Raw genomic sequence first — 22,730 nt, 5'->3', positions numbered from 1 at the left:
CGCCGGGTCCGCTCGCCGCGCTCCCGTCAGGTCTTCAGCACGAGGCAGGCCCCACCCACGCCGCGGATGCGGTTGCAGAGGGTCTCGGCGTCGGCGCGGGTCTCGGCGGGCACGCGGATGCGGTAGAAGGCGCGCGTGCCGCGGCTGCGGAAGCGGGTGCCGATGACCATCGGCCGCACGTCGCCGAGGAGGGAGGCGTAGCGGTCGCGGGCGCGCCCGAAGGCCGCGAGGGCGGCCGCCTTCGAGAAATTGCCCGCGAGCTGGATGCCCCAGGGTGCCAGCGAGGGCGTGCTGTCGGCGAAATAGGTCTCGTTGCGGCCCCGCACCCGCAGGGCGGCGGTGACCTGCAGGCAGCGGGTGCCGGGGGGCTCGGTCAGGTCGCCGCGCTCGCCCTTCGCCTCCGCGGCCCAATCCTCGGCGCTGCGCCCGGTGATCGCCGCCACGTAGGCCCGGGTCTCGCCCGGCAGGCCGCCGGTGCCGGCGAGCCAGGCCGAGACCCGCCCCGGACCGCCGTTATAGGCCGCCGCCGCGAGGCCGAGATTGCCGAAGCGCTTGCGCAGGTCGGTGAGCAGGCGCGCGGCGTGGGGGATCGCCTGCTCGGGATCGAAGGGATCGGCGAGGCCGCGCTCGGCCGCCGTGCCGGGCATGAACTGCGCAACGCCCTGGGCACCCGCCGGGCTCACCACGCCCGGCCGGAAGCTGCTTTCGCGCCAGATCAGCCGGGTCAGGAAGGCCACCGGCAGGGATTGCCCCTGGGCGGCGCCCTCGATCAGGCGGCAGAGCGCCTGCTCGACGGTCTCGGTGGCGCCGGCCGTCGGGGTGGCGGCCGCCGGGGCCGCAGGCGCCGGACGGGCCGGCGCCGCGAGCAGGAGGAGCGCGAGGCAGGTCGCGAGACAGGGAACGAGCGTGCGGATCACAGCTTGCCTATAGCGCGGTGCACACGGTGCGCGCGAGCCCCACGGTTGCGGTCGCGAGTTCCAGTCCGGGCTGCCGCGACGCGCCGGGTCTTGTCGCTCTGCGGGTCTTATCACTCTGAATGGCGGGGTCGGCCCGCTCCGGCGTAGGCCGGATGCCCGGACAGGCGAGGGAGAGGCCGGTGGATGGCCGTCGTGACGTTCCGTCCTGGCCTCTCGACACGGGCGAGATGGCCGGACGCATCCGCACCCATGACTGGGCGGCGACGCCGCTCGGGCCGATCGTCGGCTGGCCCGACCGGTTGCGCGGGGCGGTCGACATCTGCCTTTCCACGCCGCTCGCCTGCCTCGTCGGCTGGGGCGATGAGCTGGTGCAGATCTACAACGACGCGGCCGCTGCGCTGATCGGCGCCAAGCACCCGGATGCGCTCGGCCGGCCGGCGCGCGAGAGCTGGGCGGAGATCTGGCCCGGCCTCGGCCCCCTCATCGAGGCCGCCTACGCGCACGGCGAGGCGCGGCGGATCGACGACTTCGCCCTCCGGCCCGACCGGGGGCGGGGCCCCGAACTCGGCTACTTCACCGTCGCGTGCGGTCCGGTGCGGGACGCGGACGGGGCGATTGCCGGCGCGCAGCTCACCGCGATCGAGACGAGCGACGCCGTCGCGGCCCGGGACGCCCTGCGCGCGAGCGAGGAGCGGCAGGCCTTCCTGCTCGCGCTCAGCGACGCCCTGCGCCCGCTCGACGACCCGGGCGAGATCGAGGCGAAGGCGGCGCGCCTCCTCGCCGAGCATCTCGAGGCCGGGCGCACGGCCTGTGCCGAGCGGGAAGCCGGCGCGGCGCCTCACGACGGGGCCGCCGCGCGCGGACCCGGCGTCCCGCTCGCCGGGCCGGGCGATCTCGTCGCGTCCCCCTCCGGAGTCGAGCCGGTGCGCGCATGGACGGCGCAGGAGGTGGCGCTCGTGCAGGACACCGCCGAGCGCACCCGGAACGCGGTCGAGCGGGCGCGGGCCGAGGACCGGCTCAGGCGCAAGAACGCGGTGCTGGAAGGCGTGAACCGCATCTTCCGCGAGGCGCTGACCGCGGCCTCCGAGGAGGAACTCGGCCGCGTCTGCCTCGCGGTGGCGGAGGAGGTCACCGGTAGTGCCTTCAGCTTCATGGGAGAGATCAACGCCGAGACCGACCGCCTCGACGATCTGTCCGTGAGCGAGCGCGGCTGGGCCGCCTTCACGATGGACGATCCCAACTTCCCCTACGGCAAGGTTCCGACCGGGTTCAGGATCCACGGCCTCTACGGCCGGGTGCTGCGCGACGGCAGGGGCCTGATCGCCAACGATCCGGCGACCCATCCGGATCGGATCGGCACGCCCCCGGGGCACCCGCGCCTCCACGCGTTCCTGGGCGTGCCGCTGATCCAGGCCGGGCGCACGGTGGGCATGGTGGGCCTGGGCAACCGTCCGGGGGGCTACCGTGCCGAGGACCTGGAGGCGGCCGAGGCGCTCGCGCCCGCCATCCTGCAGGCCGTCCTCAACAAGCGGACCAGCACGGCGCTGCGCGAGAGCGAGGAGCGCTTCCGCCAGTTCACCGATGCCTCCTCGGACCTGCTCTGGATCCGGGACGCCGACACCCTGCGGCTCGAATATGCCGGTCCGGCCTTCGAGGCGATCTACGGGGTGCGGTCCGAGGCGGCGCTGGCGAACGGGGCCGTGCGGCGCTGGATCGAGCGGATCCACCCTGCGGACCGGGCGCGCGCGATCGCGGCCCTGCGGCGTCTGCGCGCGGGCGAGCGCGTGTCCCACGAGTTCCGGATCCTGCGGGCGTCCGACGGGGAGGAGCGCTGGATCCACAATACCGATTTCCCGCTCGTCGACGCGGCGGGCCGCGTGCAGCGCCTCGGCGGCATCGCCACCGACATCACGCTGCAGCGCAGAGCGGCCGAGCGAATGCAGGTGCTGGTGGCCGAACTGCAGCACCGCACCCGCAATCTCCTCGGCGTGGTGCGCTCGGTGGCGGGCCGCACCCTCGCCGGGAGCGTCTCCCTGGCGGATTTCCAGCGCCGCTTCGAGGACCGCTTGGCGGCGCTCGCCCGCGTCAACGGCCTGCTGTCGCGTCTCGATGCGGGCGGGCGCATCACCTTCGACGACCTCATCCGGAGCGAACTCGCGGCGCACGGGGTCGTCGCCCGGGAGGTGGGAGGCACCCAGGTGGTGCTGGCCGGGCCGGCCGGCATCCGCCTGCGCTCCTCGACCGTGCAGGTCTTCGCGCTCGGCCTGCACGAACTGGCGACCAACGCCCTGAAGTACGGGGCACTGTCGCGGCCCGAGAGGCGCCTGCGCGTGGACTGGCGCCTCGTTCGGGGGCGAAGCGAGGCGCCGCGGCTGCGCGTCGACTGGCGCGAGAGCGGCGTGGCGGTGACGTTGACGGAGGAGGAGCTGAGCCGGCGCCGGGGCTACGGGCGGGAGCTGATCGAGCAGGCGCTGCCCTACCAGCTCAACGCCGAGACCGACTACGCCCTCGCGCCCGACGGCGTGCGCTGCACGATCGTCCTGCCGATCTCCACGCAGGCGGCGGAGGGGGCGGACCCCTGACGTGGCGTCCTGGCGGCCCGGCTGAGAACCGGTTCGGCTCGCCCGCGTTCACCGGGATGAACGTCCACGCTCCTGTTCCGCGCGCCGCGGCTCGGCCCGCCCGTCCGTGGCGCCCGCGCCGGGTGCTGGTGACGCCCGCCGCCCTCGACCACGCGCATGGCCGCGCGATGGTGGCGCGGGTCGAGGCGCTTGGCCTGCCGGTCGAGCGCCTCGCCGGCAACCGGCTCACCGGCCTGCGCCACGCCGATCCGCGCCGCGCCTACGCCGAGGCCAAGAACATCCTGGCGATCGTCGTCGCGCCGCCGACCAAGCTGAAGCTGCAGCCGATCCCGCCGAGCGCCGACTGGCGCGTCGACCTCGCCGAGGGCTGCCCCGCCCATTGCCAGTACTGCTACCTCGCGGGCTCGCTTGCGGGGCCGCCGGTGACGCGGGTCTACGCCAATCTCGACGAGATCCTGGAGAATCTGCGCGCCTATGCGGGCGCCGGGCAGATCACCTCGGTGCAGGACGCGCGGGCGCACGAGGGCACGACCTTCGAGGCCTCCTGCTACACCGACCCGCTCGGCATCGAGCACCTGACCGGCTCGCTCTCCGCCGCGATCCGCCGGTTCGGGGCGTGGCGGGCGCCGGTGTCGCTGCGCTTCACCACCAAGTTCGCCGCGGTCGAGCCGCTGCTCGCCCTGCCGCACGCCCGGCGCACGCGCATCCGGTTCTCGGTCAACGCCCGCGCGGCGGCGCGCTACGAGGGCGGCACGGCGCCGCTCCCGGCGCGGCTGGCCGCCCTGCGGGCGGTGGCGCTCGCCGGCTACCCGGTCGGGCTGACCGTCGCCCCGATCCTGCCGGTGCCGGACTGGGCCGGCGCCTACGACGCGCTGTTCGCCGAGGCCGCGGCAGCCCTCGCGGGCGTGCCGGACCTCGATCTCACCGCCGAACTCATCACCCACCGCTTCACGCCCGGCTCCAAGACGGTGCTGGAGGGCTGGTATCCGGGCTCGGACCTGCCGATGCGGGAGGGGGAGCGCAGCCGCAAGCTCACCAAGTTCGGCTCGGTCAAGTACGTCCTCCCGAGGGACCTGATGGCCGAGATGCGCGGCCGGCTCACCGCCTCGCTCGCCGCGCGGCTGCCGGCGGCGCGCCTGCTCTACTGGACCTGATACTGTGTCCGGAAGATCCCTTCCCGGACACGGGATCGCAAGCCCGCGCGGTGGGGCCCAGGGCTCCACACGCCTGAGCGAAGCCGAAATCCGCATCGCCAAGCGATCAACCGGATTTCGTATGAGCCTCGTCCTGCCCGTAGCGGCGGTTGAGGCTGCTCGCCAGCTGGTCGGCGAATTTGGCGGCGGCGACGGGCAGCATCCGGCCGCGCAACTGGCCGAGGATCATCGCCATCGTGTCGAGGTCGCGCGCATCGATCGGACGCGCGCACAGGCTCGGATCGTCCGGGATGCCGCTCGGCACCTGGAAGGTGATCAGCTCCTCCCGGAGCACGAGGTTGCGCAGGAGTTCGAGCGAGCCGGATTCCACCGCCGGGCGCGCGGGCGGCCCGGTGCGCAGGAGCGCCCGGTCGAGGTGATGGCGCAGCGCCAGCGAGCGGTCGGGCAGCGCCAGCGCGTGCGCGAGGCAGTCGCGCAGGCGCACCGGTCCGGGCTCGCGCGCCAGGGGGTGCGCCCGCCGCATCAGGGCGCAGACCGGCTGGCGGCAGGCGAACAGCACCTGCAGGTCGCCGGAGGGCGGCGGCTGCAGCACCAGCGCGAGATCGGCCTCGAAGGCGGTGACGGCCGCCACCGCCTGCGCGTGATCGCGCACCTGCACGGTGAAGGACACTTGGGGAAACCGCGTCCGGTAGGCTTCCACCTCGTCGGGCACGACGTGGTTCACGAAAGCTTGGCTGCAGGCGATGGCGACGTGGCCGCGGCGCACGCCCGAGAGGTCGGCGATCTGCGAGCGCACCCGTTCGAGATCCGCGAACTGGTCGCGGATGTGCCGCACCAGGAGTTCGCCCGCCGCGTTGAGCCGCATGCCCTGCGCGATCCGCTCGAAGATCGGCGTCCCGAGTTCGTATTCGAGGTCCTGCACCTGCCGGGTGAGGGCCGAGGGCGTGATGTTGAGCGCCTCCGCGGCGCGCCGGATCGACCCGCTGCGGGCGATCTCGGCCACGTAGGAGAGCGTGCGCAGGTGCTTCATCGGCGGGACCCTCGCCCCAAGCCGTTGCCTTTCGGGCAACGGGTCAATCGAAAACGAGCACTCGCCTGCAACAGGGGCGCTGCGTAGCCTGCACGCGTTCTTCCTCGACGGGACGCCGCCATGATCCGCCGCCGTGACCTCCTGACCGGCCTGGGCGCCGGCCTCGCGCTCGCACCGCTGCCGGTGCGGGCCCAGACGCCCACCGTCATCCGCATGGGCTCGCTCAAGCTCATCCACTCGATCGCGCCGCACTTCTACGACCAGTTCACGCCGGCCGGCGTCCGGGTCGAGGTGGTCCCCTTCGAGAGCCCGACCGAGTGCAAGAACGCCGTCGTCACGAAATCCGTCGATTTCGGCACCTTCGGCATCGCGGCGGCCACGCTGGGCGCGGCGGCGGGCGAGCCGCTCGTGGTCATCGCCACCACCTGCAACCGCGGTATGGCGATCATCGCCAAGAAGGATGCGGGCATCGCCGCCCTGAAGGACCTCAAGGGCAAGCGCGTCGCCATCTGGCCGGGCTCCACCCAGGAGGTGTTCGTGCTGGAGCGGCTGCGCATGGAGGGGATGAGCGTCAAGGACATCACGCCCGTGCGCGTCTCCTTCAGCGAGATGCACATCGCGCTCGCGCGCGGCGACGTGGACGCCTATGTGGGCGCCGAGCCCGGGCCGGGCGTGAGCCTGTCGACCGGCATCGGCAGCCTCGTCGAGTATCCCTACGGGACCGAGATGGGCGCGCTCAACATGGTGTTCGGCGCCCACCGCGACACGCTGGCCGAGAAGCCGGACCTCGTGCGCACCATGCTCGACATCCACCGCAAGGGCACCGAGTACGCGGCCAGGAACCGCGACGCGATGGTGGCGATGGCGGTGGCCAAGCTCGGGCAGAAGCGCGAGGCGATCGAGCTGTCGGCGCCGAACGTGGAGCTGACCTGGCGCCTCGGCGACACCGAGATCCGGCAGGCCAGGGCCTATGCCGACCACATGCTGGCGCTCAAGCAGATCAAGCGCCTGCCCGACTTCGCCACCTTCATCGACACCCGCTTCGTCGACGCGATGAGGGCGGCGTGAGCAGCGCCGGTCTCTCCCCTGCGGTGGCGGCCGTCTCGGCCGAACCCGCGCCGAGGCGCCCCGGCCTCGCGCTCGGGCGCCTGCGCGAGATCCTGCTCGCGCTCGCCTTCCCGCTCGCGCTCGGCGTGATCTGGCACTTCGCCACGGTGGGGCGGCCCTACAGCCTGATCCCGCCCCCGGCCGAGGTGTGGACGGCGTTGCGCGATCTTGCGGTCGGCGGCATCAACGACGACGCCTTCAGCGCGACGCTGCTCACGCATCTGGGCGCCTCGCTCGCCCGCGTCTTCGGCGGCTTCGGCCTCGCGGTCCTCGCCGCGCTGCCGCTCGGCCTCCTGATCGGCCGCGTGCCGCTGGTGCGCCAGCTCCTCGACCCGACCTTCCAGATCCTGCGCCCGGTGCCCGTCACCGCGTGGCTGCCGCTCGCCATGATCCTGTTCGGGCTCGGGCCGCGCTCGGCCTACTTCCTCGTCTTCCTCGGCGCCTTCTACCCGATCCTCGTCAACACGGTGTTCGGGGTGCGCTCGGTGGAGCCGCGGCTGTTCGAGGCGGCGTCCATGCTCGGCTGCCGCGGCTCGGCGCAGTTCGCCCGCGTCGTGCTGCCGGCCGCCCTGCCGTCGATCTTCACCGGCCTGCGGCTCGGCCTCGGCTTCGCCTGGGTGGTGATCGTGGTGGGCGAGATGACGGGCGTGCCCACCGGCCTCGGCGCCATGATCATGGAGGCCCGCCAGCTGTCGCGCACCGAGATCGTGATCTGCGGCATGGTGGTGATCGGGCTCGCCGGCTTCGTCTCCGACCGCATCGTCACCCTGATCGGCCGCCGCCTCCTCGCCTGGAGCCCCGCCCATGTCTGAGTCCAACCATGTCTGAGCCGACACTGCCGATCCTCGATATCCGGGGCGTCTCGAAGACCTTCACGGTGAACGGCGCCCGCATCGACGCCCTGCGCGGCGCCAACCTCACGGTGCGCCGCGGCGAGTTCATCTGTCTGCTCGGCGCCTCGGGCTGCGGCAAGTCCACGCTGCTGCGCATCGTGGCGGGGTTCGAATCCGCCAGCGAGGGCGAGGCGCTGATGTGGGGCAAGCCCATCGCCGGCCCGGACCCGGGCCGCGGCATGGTGTTCCAGGATTACGGCCTGTTTCCCTGGCTCACCGTGCGCGACAACATCGGCTTCGGGCCGAAATCCCGCGGCCGGCCGGCCGCGGAGGTGCGCGAGACCGCCGCCCGCTACATCGACGTCGTCGGCCTGCAGCGCTTCGCCGATGCCTACCCGCACCAGCTCTCGGGCGGCATGAAGCAGCGCGTCGCCATCGCGCGCGTGCTCGCCAACGACGCCGAGGTGGTGCTGATGGACGAGCCGTTCGGGGCGCTCGACGCCATGACCCGCGAGCGGCTGCAGGATGAACTGCTCGACCTCTGGCGCCGTACCGGCCTCACCGTGCTGTTCGTCACCCATGCGATCGAGGAGGCCGTCTTTCTCGCCGACCGGGTGGTGGTGATGTCGCCGAGCCCGGGGCGGATCGAGGCGGTGCACGACATCGCGCTCCCGCGCCGCCGGGACGTGTCGAGCCCCGCCTTCAACGACGTGCGCCGCATGCTCGCGGGCCAGCTCCACAGCCATCACGCCCGCAAGGCCGCATGACGCACGATCCCCGCCGCCCGGAGAACCGCCTCCCCTACCGGGCGGCCATCGACCGCCCGCGCCTGAGCCTGCCCGGCGGCCGATCCGTGGCGATCTGGCCGGTCGTCAACGTCGAGCACTGGCTGATCGACAATCCGATGCCCCGGCAGGTGCTGGTGGCGCCCACCTCCGCCGTGCTGCTGCCGGACGTGCCGAACTGGGCGTGGCACGAATACGGGATGCGCGTCGGCTTCTGGCGCTTCCTCGACGCCTTCGTGCGCCGGGACATCCGCCCGACGCTGTCGATCAACGGCTCGGTCTGCGAGGCCTACCCGCGGGTCGCGGCGGCCGCGCGCGACGCCGGCTGGGAGTTCATGGGCCACGGCTTCCATCAGGTGCCCACGCACCGGATCGAGGATCAGCCCGCGATGATCGCCCGCACGGTCGAGACGATCGCGCGCTTCACCGGCGCTCCCCCGCTCGGCTGGCTCGGCCCCGGCCTCACCGAGACGCTCGACACCCCCGACCACCTCGCGGCCGCCGGCATCCGCTACGTCGGCGACTGGGTGGTGGACGACCGGCCCTGCCGCATCGCCACGCGCCACGGCCCGCTCGTCACCCTGCCCTACTCGGTGGAACTCAACGACATCCCGATCCTGGCGATCCAGCATCACCGGGCGGAGGAGTTCGTGGAGCGGGCGCTCGCGCAGGTCGACCGCCTCGCCGCCGAGGCCGGGAGCGAGGGCCCGCTCGGCGGCGCCAAGGTGATGGGGTTCGCCATCCATCCCTACATCACCGGGGTGCCCCACCGCATCGGCGTGGTGGAGCGGCTCCTCGACGCCTTGCGGGCGCGCCCCGACGTGCTCTTCTGGCAGGGAGGCGACCTCCTCGACTGGTATCTCGGAACGGGTGACGATGGCTGAAGCTGACTGGCGGACGTTGGACCGGGCCGCGCTGAGCGCGGCCTACGACAATTCGGGCGCGGTCGCGGGCAGCGCCGCCACCGTCGCGGGCTGGCGCGAGCGCAGCGCCGCGTTCCGGGAGGCGCATCCGGGCGAACTCGACCTGCCCTACGGGCCGCAGGCGCGCCAGCGCATCGACGTCTTCCGCTGCGGCGCGGCCGGCGCGCCGATGCTGGCCTTCCTGCATGGCGGCTACTGGCAGCGGAACGCCAAGGAGGGGTTCGCCTGCATGGCCGAGGGCCCGCTCGCCCGCGGGCTCGACGTGGCGCTGATCGGCTACACGCTCGCCCCCGATGCCACGATGACGGCAATCGGCGGCGAGGTCCGGGCCGCCCTGGCCTTCCTGCGCTCCTACGAGGGCGAGCGCGGCGGCAAGCCCCGCCTCGTCGTCGCCGGCTGGTCGGCGGGCGGCCACCTCGCGGCCCTGGCGCTCTCGGCGGGCGCCGCCGATGCGGGCTTGGCCGTGAGCGGCATCTTCGACCTCGCGCCGATCAGGGGCACGGTCCTCAACGACGCGCTGACGCTCACCGAGGCCGAGACCGACGCGCTCTCGCCGATCCGCCACCTGCCAGAGGCGTCCGGTCCGCTGGCCGTGGCGTACGGCGCCGGCGAGCTGCCGGAGCTGCGCCGCCAATCCTGCGCCTACCACGCCGCATGGCGCGGGGCGGGCCTGCCCGGGGACCTCGTCGCGCTCGCGGGCCACGACCACTTCTCGGTCCTCGACGAACTCATCCGCCCGGACGGCGCGCTCACCGACATGGTGGTGGGGCTGGCGGTGGGGCCGGCGCGGGCGTAGCGCGTCCCTGGTCCGCTCCGCCACCGCAGCAAGCGCGGGATCCCCCCTCCCGTGAGGGAGGGGTTCGCATGCTTCGAGCGGCAGCCGCGCGTCAGCCCCGGTAGGTCTCCCCGTCCAACCCGTGCGGCCGGCCCGCCGCGATCAGCGTCGCCCAGACCGGGTCGGGGAGCGGCACGCCCTCGGAGAGGCGCTGCGCGCGGGTGCGCCGCTCGGGCTCGCCCGGCAGCAGCACCTCGCCGTCCGGGCTCGCCGCGCGCGCGCCCTTGAAGAAGTCGAGGTAGGTCCGGGTCTCGGCCGCCACCGCGTCCTGCGAGCCGAACGCCTCCGGCGTGAGGTAGACCGACAGCATCCCGTTGCAGAACCGCTTCGGCCCCGGTCCCGAGGTGCCCGAGCCCGTGAGCGCGCCCGCCAGGAGTTCGCACATCAGGGCGAGCCCCGAGCCCTTGTGCTCGCCGAAGGCCCGGATCGCGCCCGCCCCCTTCCGGCTGTCGCGCTCGGGCGTGCCCTCGATCGGACCGAACAGCGTCGCCGGATCCCGGCTCAGGCGGCCGTCGGGCTCGATCAGCACGCCCTCCGGCAGCGGCTTGCCGCCCTGCGAGGCCACCAGCACCTTGCCCTCGGCCACCGCCGAAGTGGCGAAATCGAGGATGACCGGCTCCGCCCCCGCGACCGGAAAGCCCGCCGCGAAGGGGGCGGTCGAGAAGCGGCGGTCCACCGAGCCGTAGGGAGCGACGAGGAGGCTGCCCGCCACGTTGACGAAATGGACCGAGACGAGGCCCGCCGCTGCGGCCTGCTCGGCCCACTCGCCGATCCGGCCGAGATGCCCGGCATGGCGCAGGGCCACGATCGCGACGCCGTTCTGGCGCGCCTTGGCGATGCCGAGCTGCGTCGCGAAGGGTCCGGCGGTCTGGCCGAAGCCGTAATGCGCGTCGACGAGCGCGAAGGACGGGCTGTCGCTCACCACCTCGGGCGCCTGCCCCGCCACCACCTCGCCCTCGCGCAGCCATCCGACGTAGCGCGGCACCCGGATCACCCCGTGGCTGTCGTGACCCGTGAGGTTGGCGGCCACGAGGTAGCGCCCGATCCGCTCGGCCTCTTCGGGCGTGCAGCCCTCCCCGACGAAGATGTCCCGGACGAAGGCCGTGAGCCCGGCGGCGGCGATCTGCATGGATTCCTCCCGATTCTTATGCCGAACCGCGAATAGCGAATGGCGAGGGGGGATCCAAGCCGCGCCGACGCGCCCGTCCGATGCGCCCAGCGAAGCGCCCGCCCGCCATTCGCCGCGGAGCGTTTTCCATCAGGGGTAGACATGGCAGCGCTGCCGGTGTCCTATTCCCCCCAACAACCGGGCCTCGACACCGGACGATGGGAGGACAGACCTCATGAGGACGACGCGTCGCGTTTTCCTGGGCGGAGCCGCATCCGCGGTGATCGGCGGCATGGCGGGCCCGGGCGTGATCCGCTCCGCCTGCGCGCAGGGAGCGGCCTCCACCGTGCGGATCGGCATGGTGCTGCCCGTCACCGGGCCGGGCGCCGACGCCGGGCGCTTCGCGCTCAACGGCGCCAAGCTCGCCCTGGAGCAGGTCAACAAGGCCGGCGGCGTGCTCGGCAAGCCGCTCGAGATCGTCACAGAGGACGACCTCACCACCAATCCGGGCGCGGTGCTCGCCTTCTCGAAGCTCGCCTCGCAGAGCGACCTCGTGGGCTTCCTGGGCTCGATCCGCTCGACCCAGAACCACGCCATGGCGCCCGACATCCTGAAGACGGGCAAGCCGGTCTGCTTCGGCGGCACCGATCCGGTGCTGACCCAGATGGGCAATCCCTGGCTCTTCCGCTTCCGCCCCAACGACAGCTACTCGGCGCGCGTCATCGCGGATTTCGGCGTCACCACGCTCGCCAAGAAGAAGTGGGCGATCATCCACTCCACCGACGCCTTCGGCACCAGCGGCGCCAAGGCGCTCACCGAGGCGCTCGGCAAGGCCGGGGCCACCATCGCCCTCGACCAGGGCTACACGAACCAGAGCCAGGACTTCACCCCGGTCGTGCTGGCGATCCGCCAGTCGGGCGCGGACGTGATCGGCTCCTACTTCACCTTCGAGAACGACCTCGGCATCTTCGCGCGGCAGCTGCGCCAGCTCGGCGTCACGGTGCCGTGGGTGGGCTCGCCCTCGATCGTCAACGTCACGGCGCTCAAGCTCGCCGGTCCCTCGCTCTTCGGCACCTACGGGGTCGCGGACTACGCCGAGGAATCGAGCGACGCGGCGCGGAACTTCGGCAAGGCCTACCGGGCCGCCACCAAGATCGCGCCCGACAACCAGTCCTCCTGGACCTTCGACGCCGTCACGGTGCTGGCGCTTGCCATCAACAAGGCCGGCAAGACCGATCCGCAGGCGATCCGCGAGGCGCTGCTCGCCGTGCGCGGCCACGAGGGCGCCGAGGGCACCTACAACTTCGACAAGAACGGCGACGGCCTGCACGGCTACAACGTCGTGAAGAACGACAAGGGCAACATCGTCTTCGACAAGCGCATCGACTTCTACCAGGGCTGATCCCCCCACCTCCGGTCCGCCCCGCCGGGGCGGGCCCTCCTCCAGGCCAGCCGGGGCGGACAGCATGGATCTCGTCCTTCAACTCCTCTTCACCGGAATCGGCATCGGCGCCGTCTACGCCCTCGTGGCGCTCGGCTTCGTGCTGATCTTCCGCGCCACCAACGTGGTGAACTTCGCCCAGGGCGAGTTCTCGATGGTGGCGGCGTTCCTGATGGTCGTCTTCGCGGTCGACCTCGAATGGCCCTACTGGCTGTCGTTCCTGATCGCCATCGGCGGCATGGCGCTGCTCGGCGCCCTGTTCAACCTCGGCGTCTACTATCCGTTGCGCCACCGCACCTACCTGCCGGTGATCATCTCGACCATCGGCGCCTCGATCTTCCTCGCCAACTCGACGCTGGCGCTCTACGGGCCGCAGCCGCAGGTGCTCTCGCCGGTGTTCGAGACACAAGGGTTCCTCGTCGGGCCGGTCTTCCTCGACAGCCAGTACCTGCTGATCATCGCCGTGACGGCGGTGCTCGTCGCCTTCCAGTACTGGTTCTTCGAACACACCTTGATCGGCAAGAAGCTGCAGGCCACCTCGCAGGACAAGGAGATGGCCGCGCTGCTGGGCATCCCGGTCGCCGGGATGATCATGCTGACCTTCGTGTACAGCGCGGTGCTGGGGGGCATCGCCGGCATCCTGGTGGCGCCCGTGCTGTTCGTGTCGATCCAGATGGGCGCGACGATCGCCCTCAAGGCCTTCGCCGCCACCATCATCGGCGGCTTCGGCGACGTCACGGGGGCGATCATCGGCGGGCTCGCGCTCGGCATCATCGAGACGTTCGGGGCGGCCTACGTCTCGGTACCCTACAAGGATGCCTTCGCGTTCATCGTGCTCGTCGCCTTCCTGGTCCTGCGGCCCCAGGGGCTGTTCGGCGAACGCATCGCGGAGAAGGCATGACCGGCTCCCCTCTCCCCCAGGCCGGCGTGGCGGCGCCCGCCTCCCCCGCCCCCCGCCGCCTGCCGGTGGGCTCCCTGATCTACGCGGCGCTCTCGGCCTGCGCCGTGTTCGTGGCGGTGTCGACGCCGCTCAACGGCTACCTCCTCAACATCCTGATGCAGGCCGCGACCTACGCGATCGCGGTGATCGGCCTCACCGTCGTGCTGGGGCTGTGCGGGCAGATCAACCTCGCGCAGGCGGCCTTCTTCGGCATCGGCGCCTACGCGGTGGGCCTCGGCACGGTGGATCTCGGCGTCAATTTCTGGATCTGCCTCGCCGCCGGTCTTGCGGCGGCCCTGGTCATGGGGGCGTTCCTGGGCGCCTCGACGCTGCGTCTGGGCGGCCACTACCTCGCCATGGTGACGATCAGCTTCCAGCAGATCCTCACCCTGGTGCTGGTCAACTGGATCCCGGTCACGCACGGGCCGGACGGCGTGCCGCGCATCCAGCGCCCCGCCCTGTTCACGGACGGGCAGGTCTATCTCGGCCTGTGCCTCGCGGTGCTGGCGGTCGTGGCCTGGGTGGTCTGGCACATGCCCCGCACGCGGCTCGGCCGCGCCATGCGGGCGGTGCGCGACAACGAGCTCGCGGCCGGCGTCACGGGCATCGACGTCTACCGCACCAAGGTGACGGCCTTCGCCATCGGGGCGCTGCTGGCGGGGCTCGGCGGCGGGCTGTTCGCCGGCGGCTTCACGTATGTCAGCCCCGACCAGTTCGCCTTCGCGGAATCGATCGTCTTCCTGACGATGGCCCTGCTCGGCGGCGTCGGCTCGCCCGCAGGGGCGGTGATCGGCACGGGCCTCCTGATCCTGATCCCCGAATGGCTGCGGTTCCTGAAGGAGATCCCGGGTCTCTACCTCGCCATCTACGGGCTCGCGGTGATCCTGATCGTGGTGTTCATGCCCGAGGGCATCTGGGGCTTCCTCGGCGATCAGGTGAAGCGCCTGCGCCCCCGGCGCCCGGCGCCGCCCCGCGCGGGCGACCTCGTGCTGACGCAGAGTGCGGCGAGCGCGGGCCCGGTGCTGGAGGTCGAGGCGCTCTCGAAGCACTTCGGCGGCCTCAAGGCGGTGGACGAGGTGTCGTTCACGGTGACGCGCGGGGGCATCCACGCGCTGATCGGCCCGAACGGCTCGGGCAAGACCACGACCCTCAACGTGCTCTCGGGCCTCTACAAGCCGACCGCGGGCCGGGTGCGGCTCGACGGGCGCGACATCACCCACCTCCCGCCCCATGCCCGGGCGGCGGCGGGCCTGGGTCGCACCTTCCAGAACATCCGGCTCTTCCGCTCGATGAGCGCGCTGGAGAACGTGGTGATCGGCGCCGAGCGTCCGGGCAACGAGTTTGCGGGGGCAGACCGCGCCACGCTCCAGGCCCGCGCCCGCGCGGCGCTCGCCTTCGTGGGGCTGGAGGCGCGGGCCGAGGAGCCGGTCTCGGCCTTCTCCTACGGCCACCAGCGCCTGATCGAGATCGCCCGGGCGCTCGCCGGCAACCCCTCGCTCCTCCTCCTCGACGAGCCGGCGGCGGGCCTCAACACCAGCGAGAAGGGTGCGCTCACCGGCCTCCTGCGCCGGGTCGCCGCCAAGGGGGTGACGATCCTCATCATCGACCACGACATGACGCTGGTGAGCGACGTCGCCAACCACATCACGGTGCTCAATTTCGGCCGGCGCATCGCCGACGGCGTGACCGCCACGGTGCTGCGCGAGCCCGCGGTGATCGAGGCCTATCTCGGCCAGGACAGCGCGGAGCCGGGCGCGGGCCGCCGCGACCCGGGCCTGCGCACCGACCTCCATCCGGCCTGAAGGCGGCAGCATGGCGCTCCTCGACATCCGCGACCTGACCGTCCGCTACGGCGAGATCGAGGCCGTGCGCGGCGTCTCCTTCTCGGTGGAGGCTGGCGAGGTCGTGACGCTGCTCGGCTCCAACGGGGCCGGCAAGTCCACCACCCTCAAGACCATCTCGGGCCTGGTGAAGCCGGCGGGCGGCGAGATCCTGTTCGAGGGCGAGTCGCTCGTCGGCCTCAAGCCCGAGGAGATCGTGCGCCGTGGCGTCGCCCACGTGCCGGAGGGGCGCCGGGTCTTCCCCGGGCTGACCGTGCGCGAGAACATCATGCTCGGCGCCTCGAACCGCACCGGGCTCTCGTCGCGCCAGATCCGCGACGAGGCGGACGCGATGTTCGACCTCTTCCCCGACATCCGCCGCTTCGCCGACGCCCTCGGCTGGACGCTCTCGGGCGGCCAGCTCCAGATGGTGGCGCTCGCCCGCGGCCTCATGGCCAAGCCGCGCATCCTCCTGCTCGACGAGCCCTCGCTCGGGCTCGCCCCGGTGATCGTCCAGGCGGTCTTCGCCATCATCGCCGAGGTGCGCCGCCGCGGCACCACGGTGCTGCTCGTCGAGCAGAACGCCCGCATGGGCCTCTCGGTGGCCGATCGCGGCTACGTGCTGGAGACCGGCCAGCTCGTGCTCAGCGGCTCGCCGGAATCGCTCTGGGCCAACGACGACATCCGGGCGGCGTATCTCGGCGGGCGCAAGGCGGCCGCGGGATAGGGTGAGCCGCCGAGGAGACTGGCGCGGGAAACCCCTCTCCGGTGCGGGAGAGGGGTTCCGAGTGCTTCATCTCAAGTGCTTCATCGATGGATGTTTCGGAGTCGCTCATGTTCGCCGCAACCGCCCTGCCCCCGCCGCCCCGCACCGTGCGCCTCAGCCCCGACGACAACGTGGTGGTGGCGGTGGACGCGATCCTGCCGGGCGCCGCGGTCGAGGGCGTGACGGCCTCCGCCCGCGTGCCCAAGGGCCACAAGATCGCGACGGCGGCGATTCCCGAGGGCGGCCCGATCCGCAAGTTCGGGCAGGTGATCGGCTTCGCGAGCCGCGGGATCGCCCCGGGCGAATGGGTGCACGAGCACAATGTGGGCCTGGGCGAGGCCAAGGGCGACTTCGCCCGCGACTACCGCTTCGCCGAGGAGGCCCGCGAGACGGCCATGGTCCCGGAGGCCGAGCGCGCGACCTTCCAGGGCTACCGCCGGGCCGACGGGCGGGTCGGCACCCGCAACTACATCGGCGTCCTCACTTCGGTGAACTGCTCGGCCTCCGTCGCGCGCTTCATCGCCGAGGAGGTGCGGCGCTCCGGCCTGCTCGACGACTACCCGGCCATCGACGGCATCATCCCGCTCGTGCACGGCACCGGCTGCGGCTACGACATCCAGGGCGAGGGCAGCGAGATCCTCAAGCGCACCCAGTGGGGCTACGCGGCCAACCCCAACATGGGCGGGGTCATCATGGTGGGCCTCGGCTGCGAGGGCTTCCAGATCGACCGCTGGAAGCGCGCCTATGGGATCGTCGAGAGCGACACCTTCCGCAGCTTCACCATCCAGGAGACCGGCGGCACGCGCCGCAGCGTCGAGGCGGGCGTGGCGGCGATCCGCGAGATGCTGCCGGCCGTGGCCAGGGTCCGGCGCGAGACCGTGCCGGCCTCCGCGCTGATGCTCGCGCTCCAGTGCGGCGGCTCGGACGGCTATTCGGGCATCACGGCCAACCCGGCGCTCGGCGCCGCCGTGGACCGGCTCGTGGCCGAGGGCGGCACCGCGATCCTGTCCGAGACGCCCGAGATCTATGGGGCCGAGCACCTGCTCACCCGCCGCGCGGTCGACCGCGCCACCGGCGAGGCGCTCGTGGAGATGATCCGCTGGTGGGAGGGCTACACCGCCCGCAACGGCGGCGAGATGAACAACAATCCCTCCCCCGGCAACAAGGCGGGCGGGCTCACCACCATCCTGGAAAAATCCCTCGGGGCCGCGGCCAAGGGCGGCACGACGCGGCTCAACGGCGTCTTCCGCTACGCCGAGCCCGTCACCGCCAGGGGCTTCGTCTACATGGACACGCCGGGCTTCGATCCCGTCTCGGCCACCGGCCAGGTGGCGGGCGGGGCGAACATCCTGTGCTTCACCACCGGGCGCGGCTCGGCCTACGGCTGCAAGCCCACGCCGTCGATCAAGCTCGCGACCAACAGCGAGATCTACCGCCGCATGGAAGAGGACATGGACATCGATTGCGGCGATGTCCTCGACGGCGTCTCGATCCGCCAGAAGGGCGACGAGATCTTCGCCAGGATCCTCTCTGTTGCCTCCGGCGAGCGCTCGAAATCGGAGGCGCTCGGCTACGGCGACGCCGAGTTCGTGCCCTGGCAGATCGGCGCCGTGATGTAGGCGCGCGGCCCGAACCGGGGTAAGGGCGCGGCCGGAGCCGGATCGAGGGCTCCGGATGCGGACACGCGACCATGACAGCCGAAGCCCCGGACCTGACCCGCCGCCAATGGACCATGACGGTGCTGGCGAGCCTCGGCGGCGGGCTCGAATACTACGACTTCATCGTCTACGGCATCTTCGCCCAGTACATCGCCGCGGCGTTCTTCCCGGCGAGCGATCCGGTGGCCGCCCTCACCCTCTCGCTCGCGGTCTTCGCCGTGGGCTACCTCGCGCGGCCCCTCGGCGGCGTGGTGCTCAGCCATTTCGGCGACCGCTACGGGCGCAAGACGGTGTTCGTGGTCACGGTCTTCACCATGTCGGCCTGCACGCTCGGCATGGGGCTCGTGCCGCCCCACGCCTCCTGGGGCGTGGCGGCGACCCTGCTGCTCGTCGGTCTGCGCTTCGTGCAGGGACTGTGCATCGGCGGCGAGTTGCCGGGCGCCATCACCTTCGTGGTCGAGACCGCCTCGCGTCGCCCGGGCTTCGCCTGCGGCATCGTCTTCTGCTTCGTCAACAGCGGCGTGATCCTCGCGGCCCTCGTCTACCTCGCCCTGCAGACGTGGCTGCCCCCCGCCGCCATGGCCGAGTACGGCTGGCGCATCGCCTTCCTGTTCGGCGGCATGCTCGGCCTCGTGAGCTTCTGGCTGCGCCGCTCGCTGGAGGAGACGCCGGAATTCCTGCGCCTGCAGCACACGGCCTCGCGCAGCCCGGTCGGCGAGGTGCTGCGCCTCCACCGCCGCGCCGTCCTCACCGGCATCGGCATCGTCGCGCTGACCGCTGCCTTCAACGGCATCCTGTTCGCGCACATGCCGGCCTATCTGGGCCAGGTGCTGCGCTACGACCGGCAGACCGTGGCGCTCGCCATCAACGTGGCGCTGCTGGCGATGTCGGTCTCGCTGCTCGCCGCCTCGTGGTTCGCGGACCGCATCCCGCCCCGGCGGCTCCTCCAGGCCTCGACGCTGCTGCTCCTCGTCGGCGCCGTGCCGGCCTACGTGGTGCTGGCGCGGGGCGACGCGAACCTGTTCCTGGTCCTGCCGCTTCTCACCGTGGCGATGGCGGGCGCGAACGGCAGCTTCGCCTACCTGCTGGCGACCCTGTTCCCGACCCGGGTGCGCTTCAGCGGGGTGGCGCTCTCGCTCAACCTCGGCTTCACGCTGCTCAGCGGTCTGGGGCCGCTCGCCGCCAATGCGCTGATCGGCGCCACGGGCTGGCCCGCCGCTCCCGGCCTCATCATCGCGGGCGTCGCCCTGGTCGGCCTCCTCACGGCCCTGCGCCTCGGCGATAGCCGGCTGCGGGTCGGCGAGGTTGCGTCCGTGTCCGGTTGAAATCTGCGGTGGACGTCGCCCGCCCTGCCCTGGTGCCGCGCTCCGGAGCGGGCTATCGAGAGCGTGGCCGAACTGGGACGCGGGCAGCGTGGGTGACGCGTGACGGACGCGCTCGACGACATCGCCGGAATCCTCGAGCGTACCGGGGAGTACAGGGTACTGCGGCGCCTCAAGCCCTTCGCGGCTTCCGGGGAGCCTGCGGATGAACCGACCTATCTCGGGCTGATCCTCGATACCGAGACCACCGGCCTCGACCCTGCGACCGACGAGGTGATCGAACTCGGCATCATCGCCTTCTCGTACGGGGCGAGCGGGCGCATCTACCGGGTGGGCCAGCGCTTCAACCAGCTTCAGGAGCCGTCCAGGCCGATCCCCGAGACGGTGACGCGCCTCACCGGCATCACCGACGCGGACGTGGCCGGGCAGCGCATCGACGACGCGGCCGTGGAGGCCCTGGCGGGCCGCGCCCGGGTGATCATCGCCCACAACGCCCGCTTCGACCGCCGGATGTGCGAGGTGCGCTGGCCGGTCTTCGCCACGCGCAACTGGGCCTGTTCCTGCCACCAGATTCCCTGGCGGGAGGAGGGCCACGAGGCGGCGCGCCTCGGCGGGCTGCTCGCCGACCACGGCTACTTCCACAACGGCCACCGGGCGATCGACGATTGCGAGGCGCTGCTCGCCCTGCTTGCATGGCCGCTGCGGCGCTCCGGCCGCCTCGGCCTTGCCGCCCTGCTGGAGGCGGCGCGCCGGCCCACGGTGCGCCTCTGGGCCTCCGACGCGCCCTTCGCTCTCAAGGACCGGCTGAAGGACCGCAACTACCGTTGGTCGAGCCGGCGGCGCTGCTGGTACATCGACCTCGACGAGGAGCAGATCGAGATCGAGCGCTCGTTCCTGTCCCGCGAGATCTACGGTGGGATCCTGCCCGGTCTGCCCGCGGACCGGTTCACCGCCCGCGACCGCTTCTCGGCCCGCAGCGACCCGGAGACATGAAAAACCCGGCGCCAGGGCGCCGGGCCGGGTCGGTCAGTAGCCGTAGTAGAACCGGCGTCCATAATAGGGGCGCGGCCCGTAGAACGGTCTCGGACCGTAGAAGCGCCGCGGGCCGTAATAGTACGGCCGCGGACCGTAGAAGGGCCGCGGGCCGTAGAACGGGCGGCAGATGCCGAACCGGTTCGGGAAGAAGCCGGGGCCGCAGCCGCCCGCGACGGGCGTCGCCGCCGCGCCCGCGAGGGAACCGGCCGCGCCGAGGCCGATCGGTGCGGCGCTGGCCGCCGAGGCGAGTCCGAGGCTGCCCGCCACCAGGGCCGCGAGCCCCAGCACCTTGACGTGCGTCATCGTGCGATCTCTCCTGACGTTGCCGGACGGCCTGACGGCCGCCGGGTCGGCGGAGAGATAAGCGCCCACGAGCTGAACGTCCGATGAGCGCGAGAGAGCGGTCCGGCGCCGGGCGATCCGGCCCACGCGCCGCGTCGGGGGTGGTCCGCCCGGTCCCCGGCCGTCAGGCCGAAGCCTTGCTCGACCGGCCCTTGCCCGACTGATCCTTGCCCGACCGGCCCTTGCGCTCTCCCGCGTCGGGTCCCGACACCACGGCGTCGGGCGCCGCGCTGCGGGCGGCGGTGCGGCTGCGGCGGCTCTGGCCGAGCCCGCTCGTCTTGGCGAGTTCGGAGCGCTGGGCGGCATAGTTGGCCGCCACCATCGGATAGTCGGGCGGCAGACCCCATTTCTGGCGGTACTGATCGGGGGTCAGGCCACGCCCCGACAGGTGCCGCTTGAGAGTCTTGTAGGGTTTGCCGTCCTCCAGGCTGATGATGTGGTCCGGCGTCACCGTCCTCTTGATCGGCACGGGCGGCGTCAGCTTCTCCGGCTCGGGCGCCGTCGGCGTGCCGAGCTGGGTCAGGGAGGAGTGGATGGCCCCGATCAGTCCCGGCACTTCCGACGCCGGAACCGAATTGTTCGAGACATAGGCCGACACGATGTCGGCAGCGAGACCGATGAGGTCGGCTGGAAGGTTCGGATCGTCGTTCGTCATGCTGCACCAATGCGGCTTGGTGCAACAGCATGGGCACGTATTTCGAGAAACGTCAACTTACATAGCCATAAAGTCACTCAACAACATCGTGACAATCGCGAAGAAGCGAATGCATCGTGCACGATTATCTTCATGGATGAACGAAACCGGCGGTGCGCATGGTCAGGAGGCCAAAGGGATGGGGATGGCGGGCCGCCGTCGTCTCATTTCGGCCGCCAAGCCGTTGCAGGTCCTTGCGGAAGGGGCCAAGGTCGCCCTCCCGCCGCGTTCCCACGATAGACCATGACCGATCTGTACCGCCGCTTCCTCGTCAACGGCGCCCTCGCGGGCTTGGCTGCGGTGGCCCTGCCCGGCTCTGCGCGGGCTTGGCCCGTGCGCGCTCCGCGGGCGCCCTCCCGCGAGGAGGAGAGCGAGGACTGGCTCTTCGGCCCGCGCCGCCAGGAGGTCGAGCCGGAGGAGGAATCCTTCTGGGGCGGGCCCGTCCGGCGCCAGCCCGCACCGCCCCCCGGGGGCCCGGCCGTCGCCGTCGACAATGGGCCGATCGACTATGCCCGCGCCTATGCGGCAATCGGCGGCGAGCCCTTCCCGGTCCCGGCCTTCCGCTGGCAGCGGGCGAACCCGACCTTCCTGCGCCAGGAGGTCGCCTATGGCGGCCGCTACGAGCCCGGCACGGTGGTGATCGACCCGCGGGCGCGCCTGCTCTACCTCGTGGAGGGCGGTGGCCGGGCGCGGCGCTACGGCGTCGGGGTCGGGCGCCAGGGCTTCGCGTGGTCGGGCATCGCCACGATCAACTCCAAGCAGGCTTGGCCGGACTGGTACCCGCCCAAGGAGATGATCGCTCGCCAGCCGGATCTCGCCCGTCAGGTGAGTCAGCTGCAGAGCGGGCTCGGCGTCCCCGGGGGGCCGCGCAACCCGCTCGGCGCCCGGGCGCTCTACCTGTGGCAGAACAACAAGGACACGCTCTACCGCATCCACGGCACGACGGAGCCGGAGAGCATCGGACGCAGCGTTTCCTCCGGCTGCATCCGGATGATCAATCAGGACGTGATCGATCTCTACGCGCGCGTGGCGGTGGGCGCGCAGGTGGTGGTGCTGAGCTGACGCGCCGTGCGGATGGCATCAGGGCGATCGTTCCACCTCTGCGGCGGCGTTGATCCCGGGCGCGGCGCGCCCGGCCGAGAGGGCGGCGATCTCGGCCCGCAGCGCGTCGCGCTCGGCCGTCACCGCGGCCAGCGCCGCCACCGCCGCATCCCGCTCCGCCAGCGCCGCCGTCTCGATGCCCCCCAGAACCCGCTCCAGCGGGAACCCCGCCGCCGCCGCCTGCGCCGGCGTCAGCGCCCCGCTCGCCACGAACTGGCCCGCCCCGCCGCCGGGCGGCATCACCATCTGGCCCAGGATCACGTGCCAGGACGCCGCAGCTGCCTCCCCGCCCGGCCGGCCCCGGAACAGGAACTCGTACAGGAACGTCTCGCTCATC

At 72.2% G+C, this 22,730-nt stretch carries 21 protein-coding genes; 15 read left to right on the top strand and 6 right to left on the bottom strand.

Annotation, left to right across the window (positions count from 1 at the left end):
• Nucleotides 1-26: 26 nt before the first annotated feature.
• Nucleotides 27-914, bottom strand: a complete 888-nt coding sequence (locus tag MFF61_RS16230; RefSeq protein WP_373324714.1) for a lytic transglycosylase domain-containing protein — start codon at nucleotides 912-914, stop codon at nucleotides 27-29.
• 182 nt (nucleotides 915-1,096) lie between these two features.
• On the opposite strand from MFF61_RS16230, the gene MFF61_RS16225 reads away from it, so the two are divergent.
• Complete coding sequence (locus tag MFF61_RS16225; protein WP_238236134.1) at nucleotides 1,097-3,499, top strand: PAS domain-containing sensor histidine kinase; 2,403 nt, start codon at nucleotides 1,097-1,099, stop codon at nucleotides 3,497-3,499.
• Between the two features lie 56 nt (nucleotides 3,500-3,555).
• Nucleotides 3,556-4,653, top strand: a complete 1,098-nt coding sequence (locus MFF61_RS16220) for an SPL family radical SAM protein (protein WP_238236133.1) — start codon at nucleotides 3,556-3,558, stop codon at nucleotides 4,651-4,653.
• Between the two features lie 106 nt (nucleotides 4,654-4,759).
• Here MFF61_RS16220 and MFF61_RS16215 read toward each other — a convergent pair whose 3' ends face one another.
• A complete protein-coding gene (locus MFF61_RS16215) occupies nucleotides 4,760-5,683 on the bottom strand; it encodes a LysR family transcriptional regulator (RefSeq protein WP_238236132.1) in 924 nt (307 codons plus the stop codon).
• A 120-nt stretch (nucleotides 5,684-5,803) separates the two neighbouring features.
• On the opposite strand from MFF61_RS16215, the gene MFF61_RS16210 reads away from it, so the two are divergent.
• Genes MFF61_RS16210 through MFF61_RS16190 form a run of 5 tightly spaced genes read left to right on the top strand, consistent with a single transcriptional unit; the run spans nucleotide 5,804 to nucleotide 10,127 of the window.
• A complete protein-coding gene (locus MFF61_RS16210; RefSeq protein WP_238236131.1) occupies nucleotides 5,804-6,751 on the top strand; it encodes an ABC transporter substrate-binding protein in 948 nt (315 codons plus the stop codon).
• Nucleotides 6,748-7,602 carry an ABC transporter permease gene (locus MFF61_RS16205; RefSeq protein ID WP_373324711.1) on the top strand — a complete coding sequence of 285 codons (855 nt, stop codon included), beginning with the start codon at nucleotides 6,748-6,750 and terminating at the stop codon, nucleotides 7,600-7,602. Before MFF61_RS16210 ends, MFF61_RS16205 begins: the two co-directional genes overlap by 4 nt.
• Nucleotides 7,603-7,610: 8 nt before the next feature.
• Nucleotides 7,611-8,390 carry an ABC transporter ATP-binding protein gene (locus tag MFF61_RS16200; RefSeq protein WP_238236130.1) on the top strand — a complete coding sequence of 260 codons (780 nt, stop codon included), beginning with the start codon at nucleotides 7,611-7,613 and terminating at the stop codon, nucleotides 8,388-8,390.
• Complete coding sequence (locus MFF61_RS16195) at nucleotides 8,387-9,292, top strand: polysaccharide deacetylase family protein (RefSeq protein WP_238236127.1); 906 nt, start codon at nucleotides 8,387-8,389, stop codon at nucleotides 9,290-9,292. The genes MFF61_RS16200 and MFF61_RS16195 overlap by 4 nt, the downstream gene beginning before the upstream one ends.
• Nucleotides 9,285-10,127 carry an alpha/beta hydrolase gene (locus MFF61_RS16190; RefSeq protein WP_238236125.1) on the top strand — a complete coding sequence of 281 codons (843 nt, stop codon included), beginning with the start codon at nucleotides 9,285-9,287 and terminating at the stop codon, nucleotides 10,125-10,127. The genes MFF61_RS16195 and MFF61_RS16190 overlap by 8 nt, the downstream gene beginning before the upstream one ends.
• A 91-nt stretch (nucleotides 10,128-10,218) precedes the next feature.
• On the opposite strand, the gene MFF61_RS16185 is transcribed toward MFF61_RS16190, so the two are convergent.
• Nucleotides 10,219-11,295, bottom strand: a complete 1,077-nt coding sequence (locus MFF61_RS16185) for a malate/lactate/ureidoglycolate dehydrogenase (protein WP_238236124.1) — start codon at nucleotides 11,293-11,295, stop codon at nucleotides 10,219-10,221.
• A 214-nt stretch (nucleotides 11,296-11,509) separates the two neighbouring features.
• On the opposite strand from MFF61_RS16185, the gene MFF61_RS16180 reads away from it, so the two are divergent.
• The 7 genes from MFF61_RS16180 (at nucleotide 11,510) to MFF61_RS16150 (ending at nucleotide 20,214) form a co-directional block, all read left to right on the top strand.
• Nucleotides 11,510-12,676, top strand: a complete 1,167-nt coding sequence (locus tag MFF61_RS16180; RefSeq protein ID WP_238236123.1) for an ABC transporter substrate-binding protein — start codon at nucleotides 11,510-11,512, stop codon at nucleotides 12,674-12,676.
• Nucleotides 12,677-12,740: 64 nt separating this feature from the next.
• Entirely contained in the window at nucleotides 12,741-13,616 is an 876-nt protein-coding gene (locus MFF61_RS16175; RefSeq protein ID WP_238236122.1) for a branched-chain amino acid ABC transporter permease, read from the top strand.
• Nucleotides 13,613-15,457 (top strand): branched-chain amino acid ABC transporter ATP-binding protein/permease, encoded by a 1,845-nt coding sequence (locus tag MFF61_RS16170; protein ID WP_238236121.1) that lies wholly within the window; start codon nucleotides 13,613-13,615, stop codon nucleotides 15,455-15,457. Before MFF61_RS16175 ends, MFF61_RS16170 begins: the two co-directional genes overlap by 4 nt.
• Before the next feature lie 10 nt (nucleotides 15,458-15,467).
• The gene (locus MFF61_RS16165) at nucleotides 15,468-16,202 is read left to right on the top strand and encodes an ABC transporter ATP-binding protein (protein WP_238236120.1); all 735 of its coding nucleotides are present in this window, start codon (nucleotides 15,468-15,470) and stop codon (nucleotides 16,200-16,202) included.
• 107 nt (nucleotides 16,203-16,309) lie between these two features.
• Nucleotides 16,310-17,860 carry a UxaA family hydrolase gene (locus tag MFF61_RS16160; protein WP_238236114.1) on the top strand — a complete coding sequence of 517 codons (1,551 nt, stop codon included), beginning with the start codon at nucleotides 16,310-16,312 and terminating at the stop codon, nucleotides 17,858-17,860.
• A 71-nt stretch (nucleotides 17,861-17,931) separates the two neighbouring features.
• Nucleotides 17,932-19,224, top strand: a complete 1,293-nt coding sequence (locus MFF61_RS16155; protein WP_238236112.1) for an MFS transporter — start codon at nucleotides 17,932-17,934, stop codon at nucleotides 19,222-19,224.
• 99 nt (nucleotides 19,225-19,323) lie between these two features.
• Nucleotides 19,324-20,214, top strand: a complete 891-nt coding sequence (locus MFF61_RS16150) for a 3'-5' exonuclease (RefSeq protein ID WP_238236109.1) — start codon at nucleotides 19,324-19,326, stop codon at nucleotides 20,212-20,214.
• Nucleotides 20,215-20,247: 33 nt separating this feature from the next.
• Here MFF61_RS16150 and MFF61_RS16145 read toward each other — a convergent pair whose 3' ends face one another.
• A complete protein-coding gene (locus MFF61_RS16145) occupies nucleotides 20,248-20,559 on the bottom strand; it encodes a GCG_CRPN prefix-to-repeats domain-containing protein (RefSeq protein WP_238236108.1) in 312 nt (103 codons plus the stop codon).
• A 163-nt stretch (nucleotides 20,560-20,722) separates the two neighbouring features.
• Nucleotides 20,723-21,253 carry a Ros/MucR family transcriptional regulator gene (locus tag MFF61_RS16140; protein WP_238236106.1) on the bottom strand — a complete coding sequence of 177 codons (531 nt, stop codon included), beginning with the start codon at nucleotides 21,251-21,253 and terminating at the stop codon, nucleotides 20,723-20,725.
• A 282-nt stretch (nucleotides 21,254-21,535) separates the two neighbouring features.
• On the opposite strand from MFF61_RS16140, the gene MFF61_RS16135 reads away from it, so the two are divergent.
• Nucleotides 21,536-22,354, top strand: a complete 819-nt coding sequence (locus MFF61_RS16135) for a L,D-transpeptidase (RefSeq protein ID WP_238236105.1) — start codon at nucleotides 21,536-21,538, stop codon at nucleotides 22,352-22,354.
• Between the two features lie 18 nt (nucleotides 22,355-22,372).
• Here the strand turns inward: MFF61_RS16135 and MFF61_RS16130 are convergent, their stop codons facing one another.
• Entirely contained in the window at nucleotides 22,373-22,729 is a 357-nt protein-coding gene (locus MFF61_RS16130; protein WP_238236104.1) for a hypothetical protein, read from the bottom strand.
• Nucleotide 22,730 lies beyond the last annotated feature (1 nt).

Origin of the sequence: Methylobacterium isbiliense, from assembly GCF_022179325.1 — a bacterium.
In the GTDB taxonomy this organism is placed as follows: domain Bacteria; phylum Pseudomonadota; class Alphaproteobacteria; order Rhizobiales; family Beijerinckiaceae; genus Methylobacterium; species Methylobacterium isbiliense.
This window is presented reverse-complemented; position numbering and strand designations above follow the sequence as displayed.